Source organism: Marivirga arenosa, assembly GCF_030503895.2.
Taxonomy (GTDB): Bacteria; Bacteroidota; Bacteroidia; order Cytophagales; family Cyclobacteriaceae; genus Marivirga; species Marivirga arenosa.
In genome coordinates, this window is record NZ_CP129970.2 from 1,735,535 (window position 1) to 1,755,951 (window position 20,417).

Consider the following 20,417-nt stretch of genomic DNA (forward strand, 5'->3'; position numbering starts at 1 on the left):
TTACTCAAACTCAATAATTTTTTAGCAGAATACAAAGCATTTATGTCAGAAGAAAAAATGATGCGACTCAGCCTTGCGGCAAGAAAATTGAATGTAGGATTATCTACAATCACAGACTTCTTGGGCAAAAAAGGTTATGAGGTGGATAGTAAACCAAACTCCAAAATATCAGAAGAGCAATTTGGTATGCTCGCAAAAGAGTTTGCCTCCTCTGCACAAGAGAAAGAGGAAGCATCCAGTCTGTCCATTGGTAAAAAGCATAATAGCAATGTGGTCATCGATTCAGAGGCAGATAAAAGCAAAGAGGCGGAAAAGGAAGATGATGAAGACAAAGTATTGATCAAAAATGCTGGTGAATCAAAAGAAAAGCCAGCAGCAGAACAAAAGCCTGTAGAAGAATCATCTGCTAAAAAAGAGGAAGAGAAAAAGGAAGATGACGTTTACAGATCTGAAAGCCATAAACTTTCTGGCCCCAAAGTATTAGGTAAAATTGACCTAGATGATAAAAAGGCTAAGAAGAAGGAAGAAACTCCAAAAGAAGAGCCTAAGAAGCCTAAAGAGGAACCTAAAGAAGAAAAGCCAGAAGTAAAAGCTGAAGAGAAAAAAGAAGCGCCAAAAGAAGATAAAAAAGTTGAGGCTCCTAAGGCAGAAAAAGAAGAGCCAAAGGTAGAGGAGAAAAAGGAAAAAGAGCCAGAGCAACCTAAAGCTGAAGAAAAGAAGGAAACTCCTAAAGAAGAGAAGAAAGAAGAAGCTCCAAAAGCTGAAAAACCTAAAACTGATGAGAAATCTGATGAGGAATCTAAATCAGTGGAGGAACAAAAGGATTCCACGATTTCAGCAAAAGCAGATTCTCTTAAAGGACTTACTGTATTAGGTAAAATTGAATTACCGAAAGAGAAAGAGAAAAAGGGTAAAAAAGGCGTTAAGCCAGTTGCTTCTTCTGATGATAAGAAAGAAAATAGAAGAGGAAAACGACCTAGAAAGAGAATCGCCAGCAATAAACCACAAGATGCAAGAGCAAAAGGTGGTGGTCAAGGCCAAGGCGCAAATAGAGGTGGCGGAAGCGACAGAAATAGAGGTAGAAAAGGTAGAGTAGAAAAGGCTGAGCCTACTGAAAAGGAAATCCAAGAGCAAATTAAACAAACGATGGCTCGTTTGAGTGGTAAATCACCAGGAGCTAGCGGTAATCGATCAAAATATAGAAAGGAAAAGCGTCAAACTCAGGCTGATAAAAGAGAAGGAGATCTTCAACAGCAAGAGCAAGAAGCTAAAATCCTTAAAACAACAGAGTTCATATCAGCAAATGACTTGGCATCATTAATGGATGTAAGTGTAAATGATGTTATAGGCAAATGTATGAACCTTGGTATTTTTGCTTCTATTAACCAAAGATTAGATGCAGAAACCATCACTATAATTGCGGATGAATTTGGCTATGATGTTAAATTCACTGAAGCAGATGATGAAACGGAGGTTGTTGAAGAAAAAGATAGACCAGAAGATCTTACAGATAGAGCTCCGATCGTTACGATCATGGGGCACGTTGACCACGGTAAAACATCATTACTAGATTTTATTAGGGAATCAAAAGTAACTGCAGGTGAAGCCGGTGGTATTACGCAGCACATTGGTGCATATGATGTAATGACCGATTCTGGTAAAAAAGTGGCATTCTTAGATACTCCAGGTCACGAGGCCTTTACAGCTATGCGTGCTCGTGGTGCTAAGATCACTGATGTTGCCATAATAGTGGTAGCTGCTGATGATGCTGTGATGCCTCAAACGAAAGAGGCAATTAACCATGCTCAGGTTGCAGGCGTACCAATGGTAATTGCTATTAACAAAGTAGATAAGCCAAATGCTAACCCTAATAAAATTAAGGAAGAATTAGCAAACATTAATATTCTAGTAGAAGACTGGGGTGGTAAATACCAGTGCCAGGAAGTATCGGCCAAAACAGGAGCTGGTATTGAAGACTTATTAGAGAAAGTATTATTAGAAGCTGAAGTACTTGAATTGAAAGCAAATCCAGCTAAATCTGCTGTAGGTACTGTAGTAGAGGCTGAGTTAGATAAAGGTAGAGGTTATGTGACTACTATAATGGTTCAAGCAGGTACCTTGAGAGTAGGAGATGTGGTATTAGCCGGAGCTCACTATGGTAAGGTAAAAGCCATGTTTGACCACAAAGGTAAAAAAGTGGATGAGGCAGGTCCTTCAACACCAGTATTGATGCTTGGTTTAGATGGAGCACCACAAGCAGGTGACCGTTTTAACGTTATGGAAAGTGATCGTGAAGCAAGAGATATTGCGAATAAGCGTGAGCAAATCCAGCGTGAGCAAAGCATGCGTACTAAGAAGCATATTACGCTTGATGAAATTGGCCGTAGATTGGCAATTGGTTCATTTAAGGAATTGAATGTGATCATCAAAGGTGATGTGGATGGTTCAATCGAAGCCTTATCTGATTCATTGTTGAAGCTTTCAACTGAAGAAGTTCAAGTTAACATTATCCATAAAGCTGTAGGGCAGATTTCTGAATCTGATGTATTATTAGCTTCTGCTTCCGATGCGATTATCTTAGGTTTCCAGGTTCGACCTTCTCAAAATGCTAGAAGAATAGCAGAGAATGAAGAAATCGAAATCAGGTTATACTCTATCATCTACGATGCGATTAATGAGATCAAAGATGCAATGGAAGGTATGTTGGCACCAACTACTGAAGAAGTAATTACGGGTAATATTGAGGTTCGTGAAATCTTTAAAATCTCTAAAATCGGTACTGTTGCAGGTTGTATGGTAACAGACGGTTATGTGAAGCGTAATAATAAGATCAGATTAATTAGAGAAGGTATTGTGAAGTACGAAGGAGAAATTGATCAATTGAAGCGTTTCAAAGATGATGTTCAGGAAGTGAAGAAAGGATATGAGTGTGGTATTAGTATAAAAGGCTATAACGACATCAAAGAAGGAGATGTAATCGAAGGATTCGAAGAAAGAGAAGTAAAAAGAAAGCTTTAATAGCTAATTCAAATTATATACAAAGCCGATTGGATTCAATTCCAATCGGCTTTTTTTATATCTATTGTGGATTCGAAACCGTATGAATACTATGGATCATTTAGAATTGAATTCTCCAGAAGATATACCCAATACTTTCATCGATGCCTGGAATGAAAAAGATGCCAGGAAATTAGCTTCTATTTTTGATGAGGATGCAGAATTTATAAATGTTACCGGGCTATGGTGGCATGACAGAGAATCTATATTTCAAGCTCATGATTATGGACTGAAAGTCATTTTCAAAGACTCTACCTTAACTTTAAGAAAATCAAAAGTAAAATACTTGTCTGATTTTATAGCGGTGGTAAATGCAAGAGTCCATTTAGAAGGACAAACTAATATAAAGGGTGTTCAAGCCCAGGCGAGGAATACCATATTCACTTTTGTAGTCCATCAAAATGAGCAGGGATACTGGACTTGTGCTTCAGCTCAAAATACGGATGTTGTACCCGGTAAAGAAACCCATATTATAGATGAAGAAGGAAATATGAAGGCAGTGGATTATAGAAAGAAATAATCAGCACTATGGTCCTACAGTCCAAGCGGATGCTTGAACTATTGTATCGATTCTCTCTGGTTCAAGCGTCCGCTTGGACCATAAATTGACAAGAGGAATCTTAATATAGATGCTCTTCCACAAAGCATATTTACCCTTGGCGTAAAAAGCGTTTGCATCTAAGCTTAGCTTTTACGAGATTGATTCAAACTTAAATTTTACTATGAGGAAACCTTCAATTAAACTATGGATGAGTTTCTTGTTAGCTTTCTGCTGTTATTTTACAGTAGTTGCTCAACAAGTAGACTTAGAGAAATTAAAAGGCATTGATGTTCGCAGTATCGGACCAGCCGGTATGAGTGGACGTATTACAGCCATTGATGTGGTGCATGATAACCCACAAGTAATGTATGTAGGCTCAGCTTCTGGTGGCCTTTGGAAATCAGAAAGCGGAGGAGTAGACTGGGAACCAGTCTTCGATGAAGAACAAATTTTATCAATTGGAGCAGTAGCTATTCAGCAGGATAATCCGGATGTGATCTGGGTTGGGACTGGTGAAGGTAATCCAAGAAATAGTTCTAATGGAGGTTATGGCTTATACAAATCAATGGATGGTGGTAAAAGCTGGAAATTGATGGGCCTAGAAAAGACTCGCAATATTCATAGAATCAGAATTGACCCGAGCAATCCCAATACGGTTTATGTAGGTGCTATCGGTTCACCCTGGGGAGAGCATCCTGAAAGAGGTGTTTTCAAAACCACTGATGGCGGTAAAAGCTGGACGAAAAGCTTATTTGTAGATAATAAAACCGGTGTTGCGGAACTGATTATGGATCCTAATAATCCGAATAAGTTATTTGCAGCCATGTGGGAACACAGAAGAAAGCCATGGACTTTCACTTCTGGTGGTCCAGGTTCTGGTTTATATATGACAGTTGACGGAGGTGAAAACTGGAAAGAATTAACGGATGAAGATGGTCTTCCAAAAGGAGATTTAGGAAGAATAGGATTAGCGATTTCTGCTGCTGATTCTAAAACGGTTTATGCTTTGGTAGAATCAAAGAAAAATGCTTTATATAAATCAACAGATGGCGGTTATAAATGGAAAATGATCAACTCAGATATGGGTGAAATTGGAAATCGTCCATTCTATTATGCCGAATTGTATGCGGATCCGTCTAATGAAAATAGAGTGTATACCATTTTCACTTATGTAAATGTGAGTGAAGATGGCGGAAAGTCATTTAAAGAATTAATGCCAGCTTATGGTACTGATGTAGGGGTTCACCCGGATCACCATGCTTGGTATATTCACCCGAAAAACCCTGATATGATGTTAGATGGAAATGACGGTGGATTAAACATCACTTACGATGGAGGAGAAACCTGGAGATTTGTTCAAAATCTACCAGTAGGACAATTCTACCATATTAATGTAGATAATGATTATCCTTATAATGTTTACGGGGGTATGCAAGACAACGGTAGCTGGATCGGCCCAGCTTACGTTTGGAAAGCACAAGGTATCCGTAATTCTTATTTCCAAGAATTAGCCTTTGGTGATGGTTTTGATGTAGTACCTGATCCTGATAATTCAAGATATGGATTTGCACAATCACAGCAAGGTTTTGTAGTTCGCTACGATAGAGAAACTGGCAATAATCAAATTGTAAGACCAACGCATCCTGATAAAGATGTATTATTAAGATTCAACTGGAACGCAGCCATTGCACAAAATCCATTTGATAATAGTTCAGTGTATTTTGGAAGTCAGTTTTTACATAAGACTACTGATAAGGGACAAACTTGGGAAATTATCTCACCAGATTTAACTACCAATGATCCAGAAAAACAAAAACAATTTGAAAGTGGTGGCTTAACCTATGATGCTACAGGCGCTGAAAATAATACCACTATTACTGCTATAGCCCCATCTTCTTTAAAGGAAGAAGTGATATGGGTGGGTACTGATGATGGTAACATTCAACTAACCCAAGATGGTGGTCAGTCATGGAATAAGGTAAGTACCAATATTAAGGGATTCCCTGCTGAATCATGGGTAGCTCAAATCCAAGCTTCTACTTATAATGCTGGAGAAGCATTTGTGGTAGTGAATAATTATAGAAATTTCGATTTCAAACCTTATTTATTCCACACTACCAATTATGGTAAAAGCTGGACTAATTTAACTTCAGGTGATGAGGTATGGACTTATACGTTAAGTGTAGTGCAAGATCCTGAAGAGCCTAACTTAATGTTCTTAGGAACCGATGGAGGTTTGTATTTCAGTATCAACAAAGGACAGAATTGGCAGAAATGGACCAATGATTATCCTAATGTTCCTACTCGTGATATGATGATTCATCCGAGAGAGCATGATTTGGTAATTGGTACTTTTGGTAGAGCAATCTACGTGATGGATGATATCCGACCGTTAAGAGAATTAGCAGCAGAAGGTAAATCTGTATTAGATCAACCCTTAAAATTATTTACTCCACCTACTGCTTATCAGGCGGTAAACCAGCAGCCTAGTGGTTCTCGCTTTGGAGCGAATGCCCTTTTTAATGGAGAAAACAGAAACTCTAATGCTATGATTTCTTACCTAATTAATAAGCCTGAGCAAAAAGAAGAGGAAAAGGATGAGAAAAAAGAGGAAGAAGAAAGTGATGAGAAGAAAGTTTCTTATGACTCATTGAAGTTGAAGGTTTATACTATGGATGGAGAGTTGATCCGTACATTAAGAAATAAAACACCTAAAGAGAATGGTTTACATCGTATGTATTGGAGAATGGATGAGGCAGGAAGCAGAGGGCCAAGCAGAAGGTTAACCAAAGAAGATGCTGAAGAACCAGGCGGTGTTGATGTAATGCCAGGTAAATACAAATTGGTTTTACACTTTGGTGAACATAAAGATTCTACTGAGATAGAAGTTCAGTTCGATCCGCGTTTAGAGGTAGATAGAGCGGATTTGCAAGCACGTTATGATTTTATCAAAGAAATTGAGCAAATGCAAGTAACGGCTTATGAAGCAAGCCAAAGAATTTTGGAAGCTAAGGAAACCGCTGATCATTATATCAACTGGATGAAAGAAAAAGACAAAGAAGCTTTTAAAGAAGAAATTAAGGCAAGCAAAGCCATTAAAGATTCTTTAGAAGTATTATTTGAGCCATTTGTAGGGGAGGACTTTAGCGAAAAGCAAGGTATTATTAGAACTCCAATTCCAGATATAGGCGATAGAATTGGAAATGCGTATTATTATACTTCAGCTAGTTTTGATAAACCAGGTGATACCCAGAAACGTTTGAAAAAACAGGCTGAGGAAGCTTTAAAACCTGCTATTGAAGCCCTTAATAAATTCTTCGCAGAAGATTGGAAGGCATATCAAAAGAAAATCAGCGAATTAGACCTTTCCCTTTTTGAAGAGTACGAAGCAATTGAAGTAAAAGAATAAGTTAAATTTTAATGATGATTAAAAGCCTGTGGTGGAAACGCTACAGGCTTTTTTGTTTTGGATACATTTAAAATATTTTTATTACATTTATGATATCAGTTCATCTACAACCAAAACCTATATCCCTTTCGATCTAATTTTTGGTTTGATGAATGATTTATAAAGTAGATATGACGACTAAAAGTATCGATCTCTGCAATATTTTAGGGATATAACGACTTAAGTCATTATATCCATATGTTGTATTTAATTCCTTTCTTAAGATTATTCTGCAAGGCAGTTGGCAGAAAGAGGGCATAAAAAGCGGATTGATTAGCCTTGAAAAGGCCTAAGTTTTGCGGGCGAGCCGTGGAAGCAGTGTGCTTCTAAACGGTTGAGACCGTTAAAAAACTTAGAATGAAGTTAGCCGATTCCAGCCATAAAGTCAAGGAATTCAGAGGCTAATGAAAAAGCAATCGTTTTTATCAGGGGTGGATTTAGGCTTTCTACCGGCATGACAACGGATACATAGTTTCTCCTATATACCATTTAGTCATGACTCCAACTGACATGGCAGATGATTGTGATGGTTTTAAGAAAGGAACTCCGTATTTTTCAATTACCCTAATTTCTACTACTTTAGGAGTAATTAAAAATATACTAAACACAACATCAGCTATCGAATCATTAATGAAAGGTCATCAAATTACTAAGATTCCCAATCAAAACGATCGATAGCCTGACGTTATCTTCAATTAGAATAAATGACGAAAAAAGAAATAGGCGAAAGAATCAAACTAGTTAAAAATCATCTGAAGGCAGAAAATGAATTTGAAGCTTCCGAAGAATTTAACTCCTTAGCCTATGACCTGCATCAAGCAAAGAAATATCAGGAGTTAACAACCGAGTTTAAAAAAATATCGAAGCTTGTTGAAGATAAAACAGCCTTTTTCACATTTGAGCTAGCATATGCTTTTGATCACTGTGATGATGAAGATTCGTCTGAAAAGGTTTATGAGCATTTATCAAACGAAGAACCAAATAACACCGCTATACTGAACAATCTCTCTAATATTAAGAAGAGAAAGAGAAAATTTAAAGACGCTTTTGAACTGATATCAAGAGCTTATGAATTGGATTCTGAAGATGAAATAATTTCAAACAACTATGATTCCTTAAATCAAATCATTTCAGAGGAAAAAGAAAGAGAAGTAAGGTTTAAACACGCTTTAACTCATTTAGAAAGAGAGAATAAATTTGTTACCGATAAACTACAATCGTTTATTCAAGCCGCTAAAAAGGATGAGAATTATGATAATGGAGTTCTCCCCATCGCTAAATGGAAGTTTAAGGTTTTCATGAAAACGGACGAGCAAAAAGCTGAGTCTCTCAGAGAACAATGGCTTGATAAAGATTATATAATTGACACTGGTCAACGAGGTGACTATTACGAAATTGTATATGAAATCAACCCTCTTATTGAACAATCACTAAGTGAAATAAAATTCAAGATTATTAATCCAAATTGGATAAAGGGTATTGAAAAATTAAATGTTGAATTTCTAGAGGAGATAAACTATTACAGAAACCTAAAGAAAATTAATAAGGTCAATAAGAAATTCAAAGAAATCCTTAAACGTGATTTTGATGAATTGACATTAAATCATCTTCTTCAAAATAACAAGACCACTATTATTCTTGCTGGCTCACTAATTGAGACCTTATTAATCTATCATTTGGAGAAGAAAAAAATCACAAAGATTGATTACGAACTAAACAACAAGAAATTAACCAAAAACCTTTATGATGCCGCATTAAATGATTTGCTTCTTTTCCTTGAGCAAAATAAAATGCTACAAAAGCAATTTGTGCATTTGGGAAATGTATCCAGAATATTTAGGAACTATGTGCATCCAGGGAAAGAATTAAAGGAAAGTGAAGAGCTTGATTCTTCAAAGGCAAATTTATGTTATATAAGTGCATCTGAACTTATTAATACAGTGATTTAAAAAAGAAGATAACACGGTATATAGCAAATTGGGCGTTTGGTGGTTTACGAAAACCCTGTGGTTATTTGAAACACCGCCAAATCGTTGATTTGGCTTTTAAGAATGAATAAATTAAAAACAAAATAAACGATTTGGCTCGGAGCAGCTCGACAGTTCAGTGCTTTCAACTGCCCTACTTGCCATATACAAATCGTTAGTGGCAACCTAAAGAAAACGACACTTATTGAAGAATAAAAAAGAAATAGAAAAAAGGATTGCCTTAAAGAAGTTTAGGAGAAAACTAAAAAGTAAGGAAAAACGCAAGAATCGAAGACGTGCTGAGAATTATTCATACATAGAGTCAAAAAAAGATTTAGGCGAGGATCACTCATATGAGAATATTCTTGCAAATTGGCTACCTGCAAACTTATCTTATCTACTAAGCTGTGAGGGTTCTGACTTTCACATAAATGAAATTGGCAAAAGAATACCAGAAAACGGTGGAAGATTCTTTGTACCGAAAGAATTTTCAATAGTTGACAATGCTGAAACTTCTTACCGCTTTATACAGGGTCTTCTCGGAGCTCTAATTCACCAAAAATATTCTAAAGTTTATATAGATTACTCGAATTGTACCAGACTCGATTTAGGTGCACAGGTATTCTTAGACATCATATTAAGAGACGTTATCAAGTTCTTTAAACGCTGTGAGCAATATAAAAAGACTAGACCAAAAGTCACTGAGATTAATGGCACCAACGCTAAGGATGAAAATGTTCAAAAATTATTAAACTCAGTTGGTTCACCGGTTATCCATTCAAACATTGAAAAAAAATATTCGGACATAATCCCATATAAACTATGCGTTCATGACAGGGAGCTAAACGGTGACCCTATTAAGATTAGAGAACAAAAAGATTTAGACACAACAAAGCTTGTTGATTATGTTCTAGAATGTTTGAAGACTTTAAATAGGACTCTGACACCAGACAGATTAGATGATTTAAGTACTGTAATTGGAGAAATACTTATAAATGCTGAAGAGCACTCAACAACCAAACATAGATTCTCAATTGGTTATTTTCATGAAAAAACCGAAGGAGATAAACACTTTGGTGTTTTTAGGTTAGCTATTCTAAATTTTGGTCAAACTATCTATGAAAAGTTTAAAGACCCTGATTGCCCAAATCAAACTACTGTCTCAAAAATGAAATCATTATCTGATCAGTATACCAAAAAGAAGTATTTTATAATTAAAGGCTTTGAAGAAGAAACGCTATGGACATTATACGCACTGCAAGACGGTGTAACATCAGTTTCAACGGATGAATATTTAAAACGGGGAAATGGGTCTATTCAGTTCATTGAAAGCTTCTTCAATATTAAAGGTCAAAACAAAGAAGCAGATGATTTTTCAACTCTTGCAATTTTGTCAGGAAATACTAAAATCATTTTTGACGGAACTTACAATATCACAAATGGTATAGTGGACGGTGAAAAGTACAAGTTCATGACATTCAATGAATCAGGGAAAATAGAAGAAAAACCAGACACTAAGTTTGTGAAATACACGAAAAATTATTTCCCAGGCACTATTATTAGTGCAAAAATATTATTCAATGAGGACGATTTAACAGAAGAAATATGAAACATAACAAAGAAAACACTCTAGACCTTGAGGATTATAGAGTAAAAGGCAAAGATGGAACTATTGCCAAGGTTTTTACAGGTAGAGACCGTGGAAAAGATGTCCGTTTGGCATCTAAAATTGATGAAATGGAAGAAAAGAATGAGTCAATCTTAGTAATTATTCCTGATAACATTTATTCAATCAATCCTTCTTTTTTTGAGGAGTTGTTTGTCAATGTTGTACTCAAATTAGGAAGAGAGAAATTTCGAGAAAAATTTGAGTTCAATTCCTTAGGAAAATACAATTATGAAAGACCTCTAAATGAGGCAATAAACAGAATTCTCAGAAAAAACACCGCAATAGGCTAAAGATATGTGTGAACCAGTTTCAGAACCAGATGGCATGAATAATTTTCTTTCCATTTTAGATATTGCCTTTAAAGTGGCTGCAATTTTTATTGCGGGATTTAACGCCTATTTTGCTGTAAAAATATTTAGGCTCAAATCAGAGAAGGATGAAAATGAAAAAGAAAGAGACCGAAAAATACAATTACTTAAGACTTTAGTATTAGACCATAGTCTTATCCATTTTCATACGTTTTTTGAAACTCTTGAAGAATCCCTTCACGAACTTCAGAAACCAAACCTTACCGATGACCAAAAAGAAATAATTGACGAAAAAAATGCAACCTATTTCATCGGACTAAGAAGTAAATTTTACGACTCTTTGTTGGCAGTGGATGAAACACTATATGAGGAAATAAAAAATGATGCAGACAATCTTCAATCCCATTTAACAGATACAATCTTTGACGGTGGAGTTAACTTGTCCCACCTACCAAAGTATGATGAATTAATTAGTCAAAAATTAACAACAGCAAAAACGAATATTTTAAAAAAACTATTTGATTATAGAGGATAAAAGGCAGCCACTAACAATGTATATAAAAAATAGGCGGAATAGTAGTAAACTAAATGTCTTGAACTCGTATCAAACTTGTTGCTAAACCGAAGGTTTTGGGCATCGAAATCGCCTACTTTTCATATACTAAACGTTGTGAGTCATAACGGTACGATAAAGACTCCTGAGACAAATTGAAAGGTTTATGAATCCAGTAAGCCTCATAAGATTAAAATCTTTCAGTTCTTTAGTGAACTCAGAATAAATTATACCATCCTATTTTTATTTGTTTTTCAGTGCATGAATTAATTGAGTTGGATCAGGTCTTTTGGTGTAGTCTACTGAATGTTCGGCATATTTAATTAGTCCATCTGCCCCAATTATAAAACGAACAGGAACTGGAAGTGTCCAGGAATCATCACCATTGTAATCAGCTAAATTGATTTTAAACTTATCCTTATATACAGACTTCAAAGCGCCTTTCATTTCCCAGCGTAAACCAAAAGCTTCGGCAATGCTGTTATGGTTATCTGTGAGCAAATCAAAATTTAAATGCTCTTGAGATATGATTTTTTGATTGTAGATAGGCAACTGCGGTGAAATACCAAGCATTGTAGCATTCAAGCCATTCATTTCATCAGTATATTGATTTAAGTTGGCAATATCTGTATTGCAGTAGGGACACCATACCCCTCTATAAAAAGTAAGCACAATAGATCCACTTTTTAATAATTCCTTCGAAGAAACCAATTCATCATTTTGATTTTTTAAATTAAAAGTAGGTGCCAAATCACCCACTTTCAAAACGTTATTTGAAATACCTGTAGCTTCCAAATCAGCATTTCCTTGGTGCATAATAGCTACAGTTTCCTGAGGTAAACTACTTTCTATTTTAACTTTTATTTTATCTAATCTTTCTTGTAATGTCATAAAATCAAACTTTCTCTATTAACTCTTCTTTAATATGGTTTTCAAAACGAATCAAATCGTTTGGTATATCAGCATTCTTCATCACATCATAGGCGAAAAATGTTTTAAGGGGCTTTAATCCAAACCACTTCATATTCAAATGCATAGGTAAAAGCAGATCGTCTTCGCTAATACCATTAAAAAACTTTTCTTCTGGATTGTTAAAAGCTTCTTTTGGAGCATTAGCTGTAAATGAGAATAGATACTTAGAGGATAATAGGCCTCCGAGTCCGTAATTTTCTTTGGGTGCCTCTGGCCTTCTTCCATCTCCTTCTGATAGTGTTCCCATCATACCTGTTGTGAGTACTTTATCCAGATACTTTTTAAAGCTCCAAGGAATTCCCATCCAGTTCAAAGGCGTTTGAATCAATACAACATCTGCCCAAAGCAGTTTTTCTATCTCTTCCTCTACCACATACTCTTTTTCTGTAATAGTATATTTGATTTCGAAATTTTCTGATTTCAATATTTCGGAAGCCTTTTCGACCAACGCTTTATTCGCCTTTCCTTCTGCAAAGGGATAGTATTGGTGCCCATTAATAATCAGTGCTTTTTTCATTTGTTATTAATTTTAATTAGTTTTACAAATGAACTAATAATAGTTTATTATATAAACTATTATGCTCTAAACATCGAAAATTAGTGGTAACCTTATAGTGACTAATGGGCAGAAAAGTAATTGATAATCCTAATGTGTGTTCTTTAGTACATGCAATGAATATTATTGGAGGAAAGTGGAAACCTATTCTATTATATCTATTATCAAACGGAAGTTTAAGATTTGGAAAATTACTCCTTTTTACTCCAACGATCTCAAAAAAAGTATTGACTGATCAATTGAAAGAATTGGAGGAAGATGGGTTAATAATCAGAAAAAAGTATTCTGAAATTCCTCCAAGAGTTGAGTACTCTTTATCTGACAATGGCAAAGCTTTACTTCCTGTTTTAAAAGCTTTGAGTAACTGGACAATAGATACGTATAGTGATATTAATTTTGAAGAATGTAGAATTATTTCTGAGGAGTAAATATGGCTTACAACACTCAATATAGGTCAATGGGCAGATAATGCTAAAACTGAAAATGATTACATTTAAGAAAAAAATCGTCAGGAATCGGTAGTTTGGAGCCTTGAAATGCACAGCGTCCTATCTTCTTAACGTTCCAAAATAACGATTAATATAAATCTCTTTACAGCTGTAAGAGTCTCATTGAATAGAGAAGGCAATATTTTTTTATATATTTAGAAAATTCATTTGACTAAAACACCTTCGCTATGAGACTAAGATTAATCTTCCTTTCCCTTTTTACAATACTTTTATTAAGCTGTCAACCAGATCAAAAGGAAAGCAAAGAAAATTCTCAAACGGAAAACGTAAGTTTTACTACTAATAAGTATGAAGACTTAGTTTCATTATTTAATCAGTGGAGGGAATTTGAACAACCCCAACTGCTGAATGGTGCACCTGATTATACAGCTGAAACTTTCAATCAGAGATGGTCAGAATTTAAAGACTTACAAGCAAGCTTAAACTCTATTGACACTAGCAATTGGTCAATTGAAAATAAGGTAGATTGGATGATCGTATGGGCTGAAATGAATGGATATGATTTCAATCATAGAGTTCTAAAACCATGGGTTCGTGATCCCGCTTATTATAAAGTGCTATGGACTTACAGAAGTGATGTTCCTGCACATGAAGGCCCTACTAATCATGCTGTTATCGATATATGGAAGTATAAATTTCCCTTATCTCAAGAAGCTAGAGAAAGTCTGCTTCAAGATTTAAAAGTAATTCCTGCACTTAATACTCAAGCCCAAAAGAACTTAACTGGAAATGCTAAGGATTTATGGATTACTGGAATTAGAGATATCCGGAACCAAAGCAAGGAACTTAGCGACTTAAAAGAAGAGCCTAGCCTTAAAGATGACGCTGAATTTTTACAGCTTATTGAAGAGGCTATTGCTTCCACAGATCAATTCGTGAAATGGCTAGAAGCAGAATCTAAATCCAAAACAGGACCTTCAGGAATTGGAAAGGAAAATTATAGCTGGTATTTACAAAATGTTCATTTAGTCCCCTTAAGCTGGGAGGATGAAGTGATGATTCTAAAACGCGAATTGGCTCGTGCCTGGTCTTCATTGAAATTAGAAGAACATCGCAACAGAGACTTACCGAAGCTGCAGGCAGCAGATTCTCCTGAGGCTTATGATAAAATGGCGGATGAAGCAGCCAAAAGTTTAATGTCTTTTTTAAACGATCAAGATATTGTAACGGTGAAGCCTTACATGGAACCCGCTTTGCGTAAGCATTTGGGAGAATATGTACCTAAAGAAGAACGCAACTTTTTCTTGATCGGAGAGCATTATGATGCTCGCCCGCTTTACTCTCATTTTTACCATTGGTTTGAGTTAGCAAGAATGGATAACGAACCCAATCAAAGTGAAATCAGAAAAGGGCCTTTGTTGTATAACATTTTCGATTCAAGAAATGAGGGCACAGCCACAGCCGTTGAAGAAATGTTCATGCATGCAGGTTTATATGATGATAGCCCGAGAACCCGGGAAATTGTATACATTATGATTGCGCAGCGTGCTGCAAGAGGTTTAGGTTCTTTATATGCCCATGCTAATGAAATGACAATGGAAGAAGCGGGTGCCATTCATAGTGAATACACTCCACGCGGATGGATGAAAACTGAAAAAGAATTGCTCATTTTTGAACAACATCTTTATTTGCGTCAGCCAGGATATGGTACCAGCTATATTACTGGTAAATATTTGCTGGAAAATGCCATGGCAGATTATGCCAGAATTCAAGAACTTAAGAATGAAGATTTTGAGCTAAAAAACTTCTTTGATACCCTTAACAGTATAGGAAATATTCCAATATCATTAGGGCATTGGCAGATGACGGGTTCAAAGCAGCATTTAGAGAATATTATGAAATCTAAGTAGGTAAACATTACTATTCATTTTTACTATAGCTACCACTGCTACAATAATATGTCTAAATCATATTACTGAAACATTCTAAATCAAAATGGAAGCACTGATTATTTTTCAATAATTCATGCTTCTCAAATTTTAGATATTCGCCAGTCTAAACTTTAGTTCTAATAATGAAAAGCGGTATTCATGCTAAACATTATTTTCTTTCTACATTACGATTTGATTGTAATACCATAGAAGCTAATACGGCAACTGATAATGTTAAAATGATAAATCCAAGAGACAATTCTGTTGGGATTTTATAGATATCTGCTAAGCACATTTTTACTCCTACAAATACTAAAATTACCGAAAGGCCATACTTTAGATAGGTAAAATATTTTTCTATTCCCGCTAAGGCAAAGTATAAGGAGCGTAGTCCTAAAATCGCAAAAACATTGGAGGTGTAAACGATGAAAGTGTCATTAGTAATAGATAAAATAGCGGGAATTGAATCAACTGCAAATATCAGATCTGTAAATTCTACAACAATAACTACTAGAAATAGAGGGGTAGCCCATAGTACTCCTTTTTTCCTCACAAAAAATTTATCCCCTTCAAAATCAGGCGTTATTTTGAAGAGTTTACGAGCTAAGCGAACCGCAATATTTTTATTCATGTCAGGTTCTTCATCCCCAGATTTTAATATTCTTATTCCTGTTACAATTAGAAAAACACCAAAAACATAAATCAACCAATGAAAATTATTGATCAATTCTACACCTGAATAAATAAAGGTGATTCGCATTACTAATGCACCTAAAATTCCCCAAAACAATACTTTATGTTGGTATTTATTGGGTACTTTGAAGTAGGAAAATATTAGAACTATGACGAAAATGTTATCTACAGAAAGTGATTTTTCTATGACATAACCTGTTAGAAACTCGTAAGCACTTTTTTGCCCAAGATAATAATAGATGAAAACATTAAAGGCGAAAGCCAAAGTCACCCAGACAGTGGTCCAGATTAGCGCTTCTTTCACTGATACATCATGTGATTTTTTGTGAAAGACACCTAAATCTATAATAAGCATGAGGACGATAAAAATATTAAAGCCGATCCATAAAGTTGTTTGATTCATTTTACTTTAAGTGTTAGATAGTCTATTGATTACGAAATTTTATTTTAAACTAGGGGTTCTGTAGGATCGATCCTTTCTAAGCCAGTTTTTCAACTCTTCGTGCTCATCCACTGTAAGCCATTGTTTCGTTTTTCTAAATTCTTTAGTAAATAATTTTTTACTGAAACGGACCTTTGAGAGTATCATCTTGGAATACTCAAGCATAGTTATTTTCATCTTTCTTAAAGTTAAAAGGGTAATTATTTAGATTTGATTGGCTGCATCTATTTTGATAAGATAGAGCATATAGAACCAGAAATATCGATCTGGTTTTTAAAAAAGAAAAGAATTATATGAGGAGGGATTGGTGCAATAGGTAGCGAGGCTTAGCGCAAATAAATACTTCAGTTACTTTAGGAAAAATTGATATGGAAGGTAAGTACACATATTTAGTATCAATACATTCTCGAATTGATATTTTTCTTTCTTCACGAGCTGTTTTAAGAGGTATATTTTCTTCTTGAAAGCTTATACATTCTTCAGTTAGTTGCTTAGGAGCCACTTCTTGATGACTAAAAGAGACCTCCAATCCAAGAGGAAATAATAGAATAGTAACTAATATGTAATTTAGGATTACCCTCATGATAGTAATACTATTAGTTTCATTTGTTTTGCTATCAAAACGATTTTATTAAAGTAAATGTTTTAGTTTTGAAAAAAATCATTCTAACGACAAACCAAATGCCTAGTAGTTCCCGTTTTTGAATAAAAAAAGCAGCAATCCTCTCGAATTACTGCTTTATTAACTAACCAAAATATAAAAAACTACTACTCAATTACTACTGTAAATGTTGCTTGAATATCGGTCTCACCACCTGCATTTGCTGGGTCACCATCTACTGCGCCTGCAGCAGATTTATTAGGTTCATGTCTTAATTCAACAGTTAATGAACCATTACTTGCATCTCCTGTGCTAAAAGTTGATTCGATTCCTATTGGGTTTCCATCTTCATCTGCATCATCATAGGCAAAATCTAGATTTAATCCATTAGCAATTGTAAAGAAGAATTGGTGTTCTAAAGCTTCTTCAGAAACTTCTTCAGTGATATCTTCATTCTCAATATCATTTCGAACTTCGATTTCTACATTATAATCAGTATTGGCTGATAATGAACCATTTGTAACAACTGGTTCAATTGGCCCATCTCCATCTTCATCATAAAGTCTGAAAGTAACAGTTTCACTACCATCAACGGATTCAAAAACCATTTCTAAAGTAGTGATTAGTTCTTCTTCATTTTCTGGTTCAGGTTCTTCTGTATTACATTGTGAAAAAAGCACTACTGCACCTAATAGGAAAAAGTTTCTTAAGAATTTTAAATTTTGTAAAATCATGGGTTTAAAAGTTAAAGGTTAAAAGATATAATTAATTCGTAATTCAAAATTTCTACCCGTTTCAGCAGCGTAAAAACGCAATCGATTGAGGTAGTCTGTGTAGTTCACATTCATTAAATTGTAAATGCTAAAGCCTACATTAAGTTGGGTATCGCCAAACTCTTTGGAAGTATCAATTGAGAAATTGCTGATAAAATAGCCTTCAGGCACGGGTACAGTTCCTCTTTCATAAGCTTCAGTTTCTGTTATAGGAGCTCTAAACTGTTCAAATACTTTAAGCCCGCTAAAGCTAAAATCAATTTCTCTAAACCCTAAGCGGTCTGTTATTCTCCAGTTTAGGCTGTTTTCCCATCGATCTGCTGGCATAAAAATCAATGGTAAGTTGTTGCTTAAATCATTTCCTCTAATAATTGAAGCCTTAGAATTGAGACTGAAATGATGAAAAAATTCATAGCTTCCAATTATATCGGTACCGTATAAGGAGGCCATGGTTTGTCGGTATTGATAAACAGGGAAGGCTCCTCTAATAGTTAAGCGAGGTTCTTCTGGTTCTAAATAAATGTAATTATTGATTCTACTAGCATAGGCATCAATATTCAGTTTTAGTTTTTCATTCCAATTAAACTGAAAGCTGTGAATCCATTTTAAAGAAGTCTCTGGTAATAATTGATCATCACCTTCTTCTATAGCCGCTACGCTATGATGCAAGCCTTGGCTGTATAGCTCATTGATGCTAGGTGCTCTTTGGCTCCAGCTCAGATTACTTTTATACTTCAAATGTTTGCTAAAATCATACCCACCGCCAATTATTCCAGCAAACATATTATACTGATGGGTAGGGTTGATTAATTCCTTGTTCTCATCAAATTTTAATACATCAAGCGCAATGATGTCGTAACGAAGACCTGCTTCAAGGTTCCAGTTGTTTTCTATCCATGATTCGTTTAGGAAAGCGCCAGCTTGAAAACTTGAATAATTAGGGATAAGGGGAGTAGTTCCAGTACCCGGAACATTTTTGTTGTTTTGATATTCATAATCTAGTCCTATTTCACCACTTAAATTGTTCCAAATAGGGTCATGATGAAACTGAAGCTTCGCTATATGGCTATCCAATTGTAAATCAACCGCTGCAATTTCGCTTCTACCCCCTCTTCTTACATCATATTCTTTTCTAGCATTTTGCTGGTAAGCATATATAAAGTCAAAATCCCCATAGCTGGATCTATCTAAATGGACTTTTGCTTTTAGTAATTGATGTACTACTTGCTGTTTAGGGTTATTGATTTCATAAGAAAATGCTTCTGTAAAAAAAGGAGGCCTTCTATCTAAAGCTTCGAAGAAGTTATCTACATTTCCGATATGGGCTCCTCTTAAAATTCCTATTTCGGTCGAGAATCTACTGTAAAATAAATCAGCCTGTAAATCTTTTTTAATGTAATTGGCTGCTCCTGAAAAATTAAGCTCTTCACTACCGGTGTTAGTAAGGTTATAATCTGCTGTGTGTTGATCTCCTGATTTCCTCGCAGAAGATTGTACTCTCCAATTTATAGATTCTTCTTTGTTTAAAAAGATACTTCCGGATAGCATTGCTGATCCTATTCCGCCTCTACCATTTGTAAAGCCTACTAAGTCAAGGCTTCCATGTAAAGCAGAATCAGGCAATAATGGTTCTGGATCTAATAATAATGCCCCGCCTATTGCTCTTGGTCCATATTTAACCGATGAAGCTCCTTTCACTACCGTAATTCTGGAAGCTACAAAAGGATCAATCTCAGGTGCATGATCTATCCCCCATTGCTGGCCCATTTGAGAAACTTCATTATTTACTACTTGAATTCGGCTTCCAAATAAGCCGTGTATCATAGGTTTATTTATTCCAGGGCCTGTTTTTATATTGTTTACTCCCGGAAGTGTACTTACAGATTCTGATAGGGATTTTCCTTTCAGTTTTTTAAGCTCTCGAGTGGTTAATACATTCTCAACATTTGTTAGCATTACTTGTTCTCTTTTATGAGAATGCACGCTTACAGCTGACAATACATTTTCTTTAGGGATAAGATAAAAATCTTGTTTTATGTCTGTGGAATTCACTGTAATAAGGGTATTCCTTTTCTTATACTCTACTTGGCTTATTATAAGTTCATAACTACTATTACAATCCAAATTGATATTAAAAAAGCCTCTTTCATCAGTTTGGGTTCCAGCATTAAGTTCAGGAAAATATAAGGTGGCAAAACCAATAGCTTCATGTTCTCCTTCAGAGAGCACTCTGCCCGATAAGTTAACTTTACAATCATCTTGTGCTGAAAGCAAAGTAGCCGAACTTAACATCAGGCTTATCATCCATAATATTTTTCCTAAACGCAACATTGTTGCAAATATATAAAAGTTGCGTTAATAAAACTCTCCTTTAAAAAATTCTTTTGTCCTTTGATGTAATTTTACGCCTCTTGAAAGGATGAAACACTATTTTTTAGTAGGTTTGAAGATAATAAT

Annotated in this window: 17 protein-coding genes; 10 read left to right on the forward strand and 7 right to left on the reverse strand. The window is 35.3% G+C overall.

The window, feature by feature from the left end; all coding sequences use genetic code 11:
• The first annotated feature begins 42 nt into the window (after nucleotides 1–42).
• The 8 genes from infB to QYS48_RS07670 all read left to right on the forward strand — a co-directional run bounded on the left by infB (nucleotide 43) and on the right by QYS48_RS07670 (nucleotide 11,525).
• Entirely contained in the window at nucleotides 43–3,018 is a 2,976-nt protein-coding gene (gene infB, locus QYS48_RS07635) for a translation initiation factor IF-2 (RefSeq protein WP_308358234.1), read from the forward strand.
• A gap of 91 nt (nucleotides 3,019–3,109) precedes the next feature.
• Nucleotides 3,110–3,577 (forward strand): SgcJ/EcaC family oxidoreductase, encoded by a 468-nt coding sequence (locus QYS48_RS07640; protein WP_302102638.1) that lies wholly within the window; start codon nucleotides 3,110–3,112, stop codon nucleotides 3,575–3,577.
• A gap of 202 nt (nucleotides 3,578–3,779) precedes the next feature.
• Nucleotides 3,780–7,007, forward strand: coding sequence for a hypothetical protein (locus QYS48_RS07645; protein WP_308358235.1), 3,228 nt, complete (start codon nucleotides 3,780–3,782; stop codon nucleotides 7,005–7,007).
• A 534-nt stretch (nucleotides 7,008–7,541) separates the two neighbouring features.
• Nucleotides 7,542–7,724 carry a hypothetical protein gene (locus QYS48_RS07650; RefSeq protein ID WP_308358166.1) on the forward strand — a complete coding sequence of 61 codons (183 nt, stop codon included), beginning with the start codon at nucleotides 7,542–7,544 and terminating at the stop codon, nucleotides 7,722–7,724.
• A gap of 26 nt (nucleotides 7,725–7,750) precedes the next feature.
• Entirely contained in the window at nucleotides 7,751–8,995 is a 1,245-nt protein-coding gene (locus tag QYS48_RS07655; RefSeq protein ID WP_308358236.1) for a hypothetical protein, read from the forward strand.
• A gap of 223 nt (nucleotides 8,996–9,218) precedes the next feature.
• On the forward strand, nucleotides 9,219–10,622 hold the full coding sequence (locus tag QYS48_RS07660; protein WP_308358237.1) for a hypothetical protein: 1,404 nt from the start codon (nucleotides 9,219–9,221) through the stop codon (nucleotides 10,620–10,622).
• Complete coding sequence (locus QYS48_RS07665) at nucleotides 10,619–10,972, forward strand: DUF4325 domain-containing protein (protein WP_308358238.1); 354 nt, start codon at nucleotides 10,619–10,621, stop codon at nucleotides 10,970–10,972. Before QYS48_RS07660 ends, QYS48_RS07665 begins: the two co-directional genes overlap by 4 nt.
• Before the next feature lie 4 nt (nucleotides 10,973–10,976).
• Nucleotides 10,977–11,525, forward strand: coding sequence for a hypothetical protein (locus QYS48_RS07670; RefSeq protein ID WP_308358239.1), 549 nt, complete (start codon nucleotides 10,977–10,979; stop codon nucleotides 11,523–11,525).
• Between the two features lie 261 nt (nucleotides 11,526–11,786).
• Here the strand turns inward: QYS48_RS07670 and QYS48_RS07675 are convergent, their stop codons facing one another.
• Together QYS48_RS07675 and QYS48_RS07680 are read right to left on the reverse strand one after the other, a co-directional pair.
• Nucleotides 11,787–12,434, reverse strand: a complete 648-nt coding sequence (locus QYS48_RS07675; protein WP_308358240.1) for a peroxiredoxin-like family protein — start codon at nucleotides 12,432–12,434, stop codon at nucleotides 11,787–11,789.
• A gap of 4 nt (nucleotides 12,435–12,438) precedes the next feature.
• The gene (locus tag QYS48_RS07680; protein WP_308358241.1) at nucleotides 12,439–13,032 is read right to left on the reverse strand and encodes an NAD(P)H-dependent oxidoreductase; all 594 of its coding nucleotides are present in this window, start codon (nucleotides 13,030–13,032) and stop codon (nucleotides 12,439–12,441) included.
• A gap of 104 nt (nucleotides 13,033–13,136) precedes the next feature.
• On the opposite strand from QYS48_RS07680, the gene QYS48_RS07685 reads away from it, so the two are divergent.
• A complete protein-coding gene (locus QYS48_RS07685) occupies nucleotides 13,137–13,499 on the forward strand; it encodes a helix-turn-helix domain-containing protein (protein ID WP_308358242.1) in 363 nt (120 codons plus the stop codon).
• Nucleotides 13,500–13,747: 248 nt separating this feature from the next.
• Entirely contained in the window at nucleotides 13,748–15,430 is a 1,683-nt protein-coding gene (locus QYS48_RS07690) for a hypothetical protein (RefSeq protein ID WP_308358243.1), read from the forward strand.
• 190 nt (nucleotides 15,431–15,620) lie between these two features.
• On the opposite strand, the gene QYS48_RS07695 is transcribed toward QYS48_RS07690, so the two are convergent.
• From QYS48_RS07695 to QYS48_RS07715, 5 genes are all read right to left on the reverse strand, one after another.
• Nucleotides 15,621–16,547, reverse strand: coding sequence for a TerC family protein (locus QYS48_RS07695; protein ID WP_308358244.1), 927 nt, complete (start codon nucleotides 16,545–16,547; stop codon nucleotides 15,621–15,623).
• Nucleotides 16,548–16,586: 39 nt separating this feature from the next.
• Nucleotides 16,587–16,733 carry a hypothetical protein gene (locus QYS48_RS07700; RefSeq protein WP_308358245.1) on the reverse strand — a complete coding sequence of 49 codons (147 nt, stop codon included), beginning with the start codon at nucleotides 16,731–16,733 and terminating at the stop codon, nucleotides 16,587–16,589.
• A gap of 142 nt (nucleotides 16,734–16,875) precedes the next feature.
• Nucleotides 16,876–17,169 (reverse strand): hypothetical protein, encoded by a 294-nt coding sequence (locus tag QYS48_RS07705; protein WP_308358247.1) that lies wholly within the window; start codon nucleotides 17,167–17,169, stop codon nucleotides 16,876–16,878.
• Nucleotides 17,170–17,354: 185 nt separating this feature from the next.
• Nucleotides 17,355–17,921: a hypothetical protein gene (locus tag QYS48_RS07710; RefSeq protein WP_308358248.1), complete on the reverse strand. Its 567-nt coding sequence runs from the start codon at nucleotides 17,919–17,921 to the stop codon at nucleotides 17,355–17,357.
• An 18-nt stretch (nucleotides 17,922–17,939) separates the two neighbouring features.
• A complete protein-coding gene (locus QYS48_RS07715) occupies nucleotides 17,940–20,291 on the reverse strand; it encodes a TonB-dependent receptor (RefSeq protein WP_308358249.1) in 2,352 nt (783 codons plus the stop codon).
• Nucleotides 20,292–20,417 lie beyond the last annotated feature (126 nt).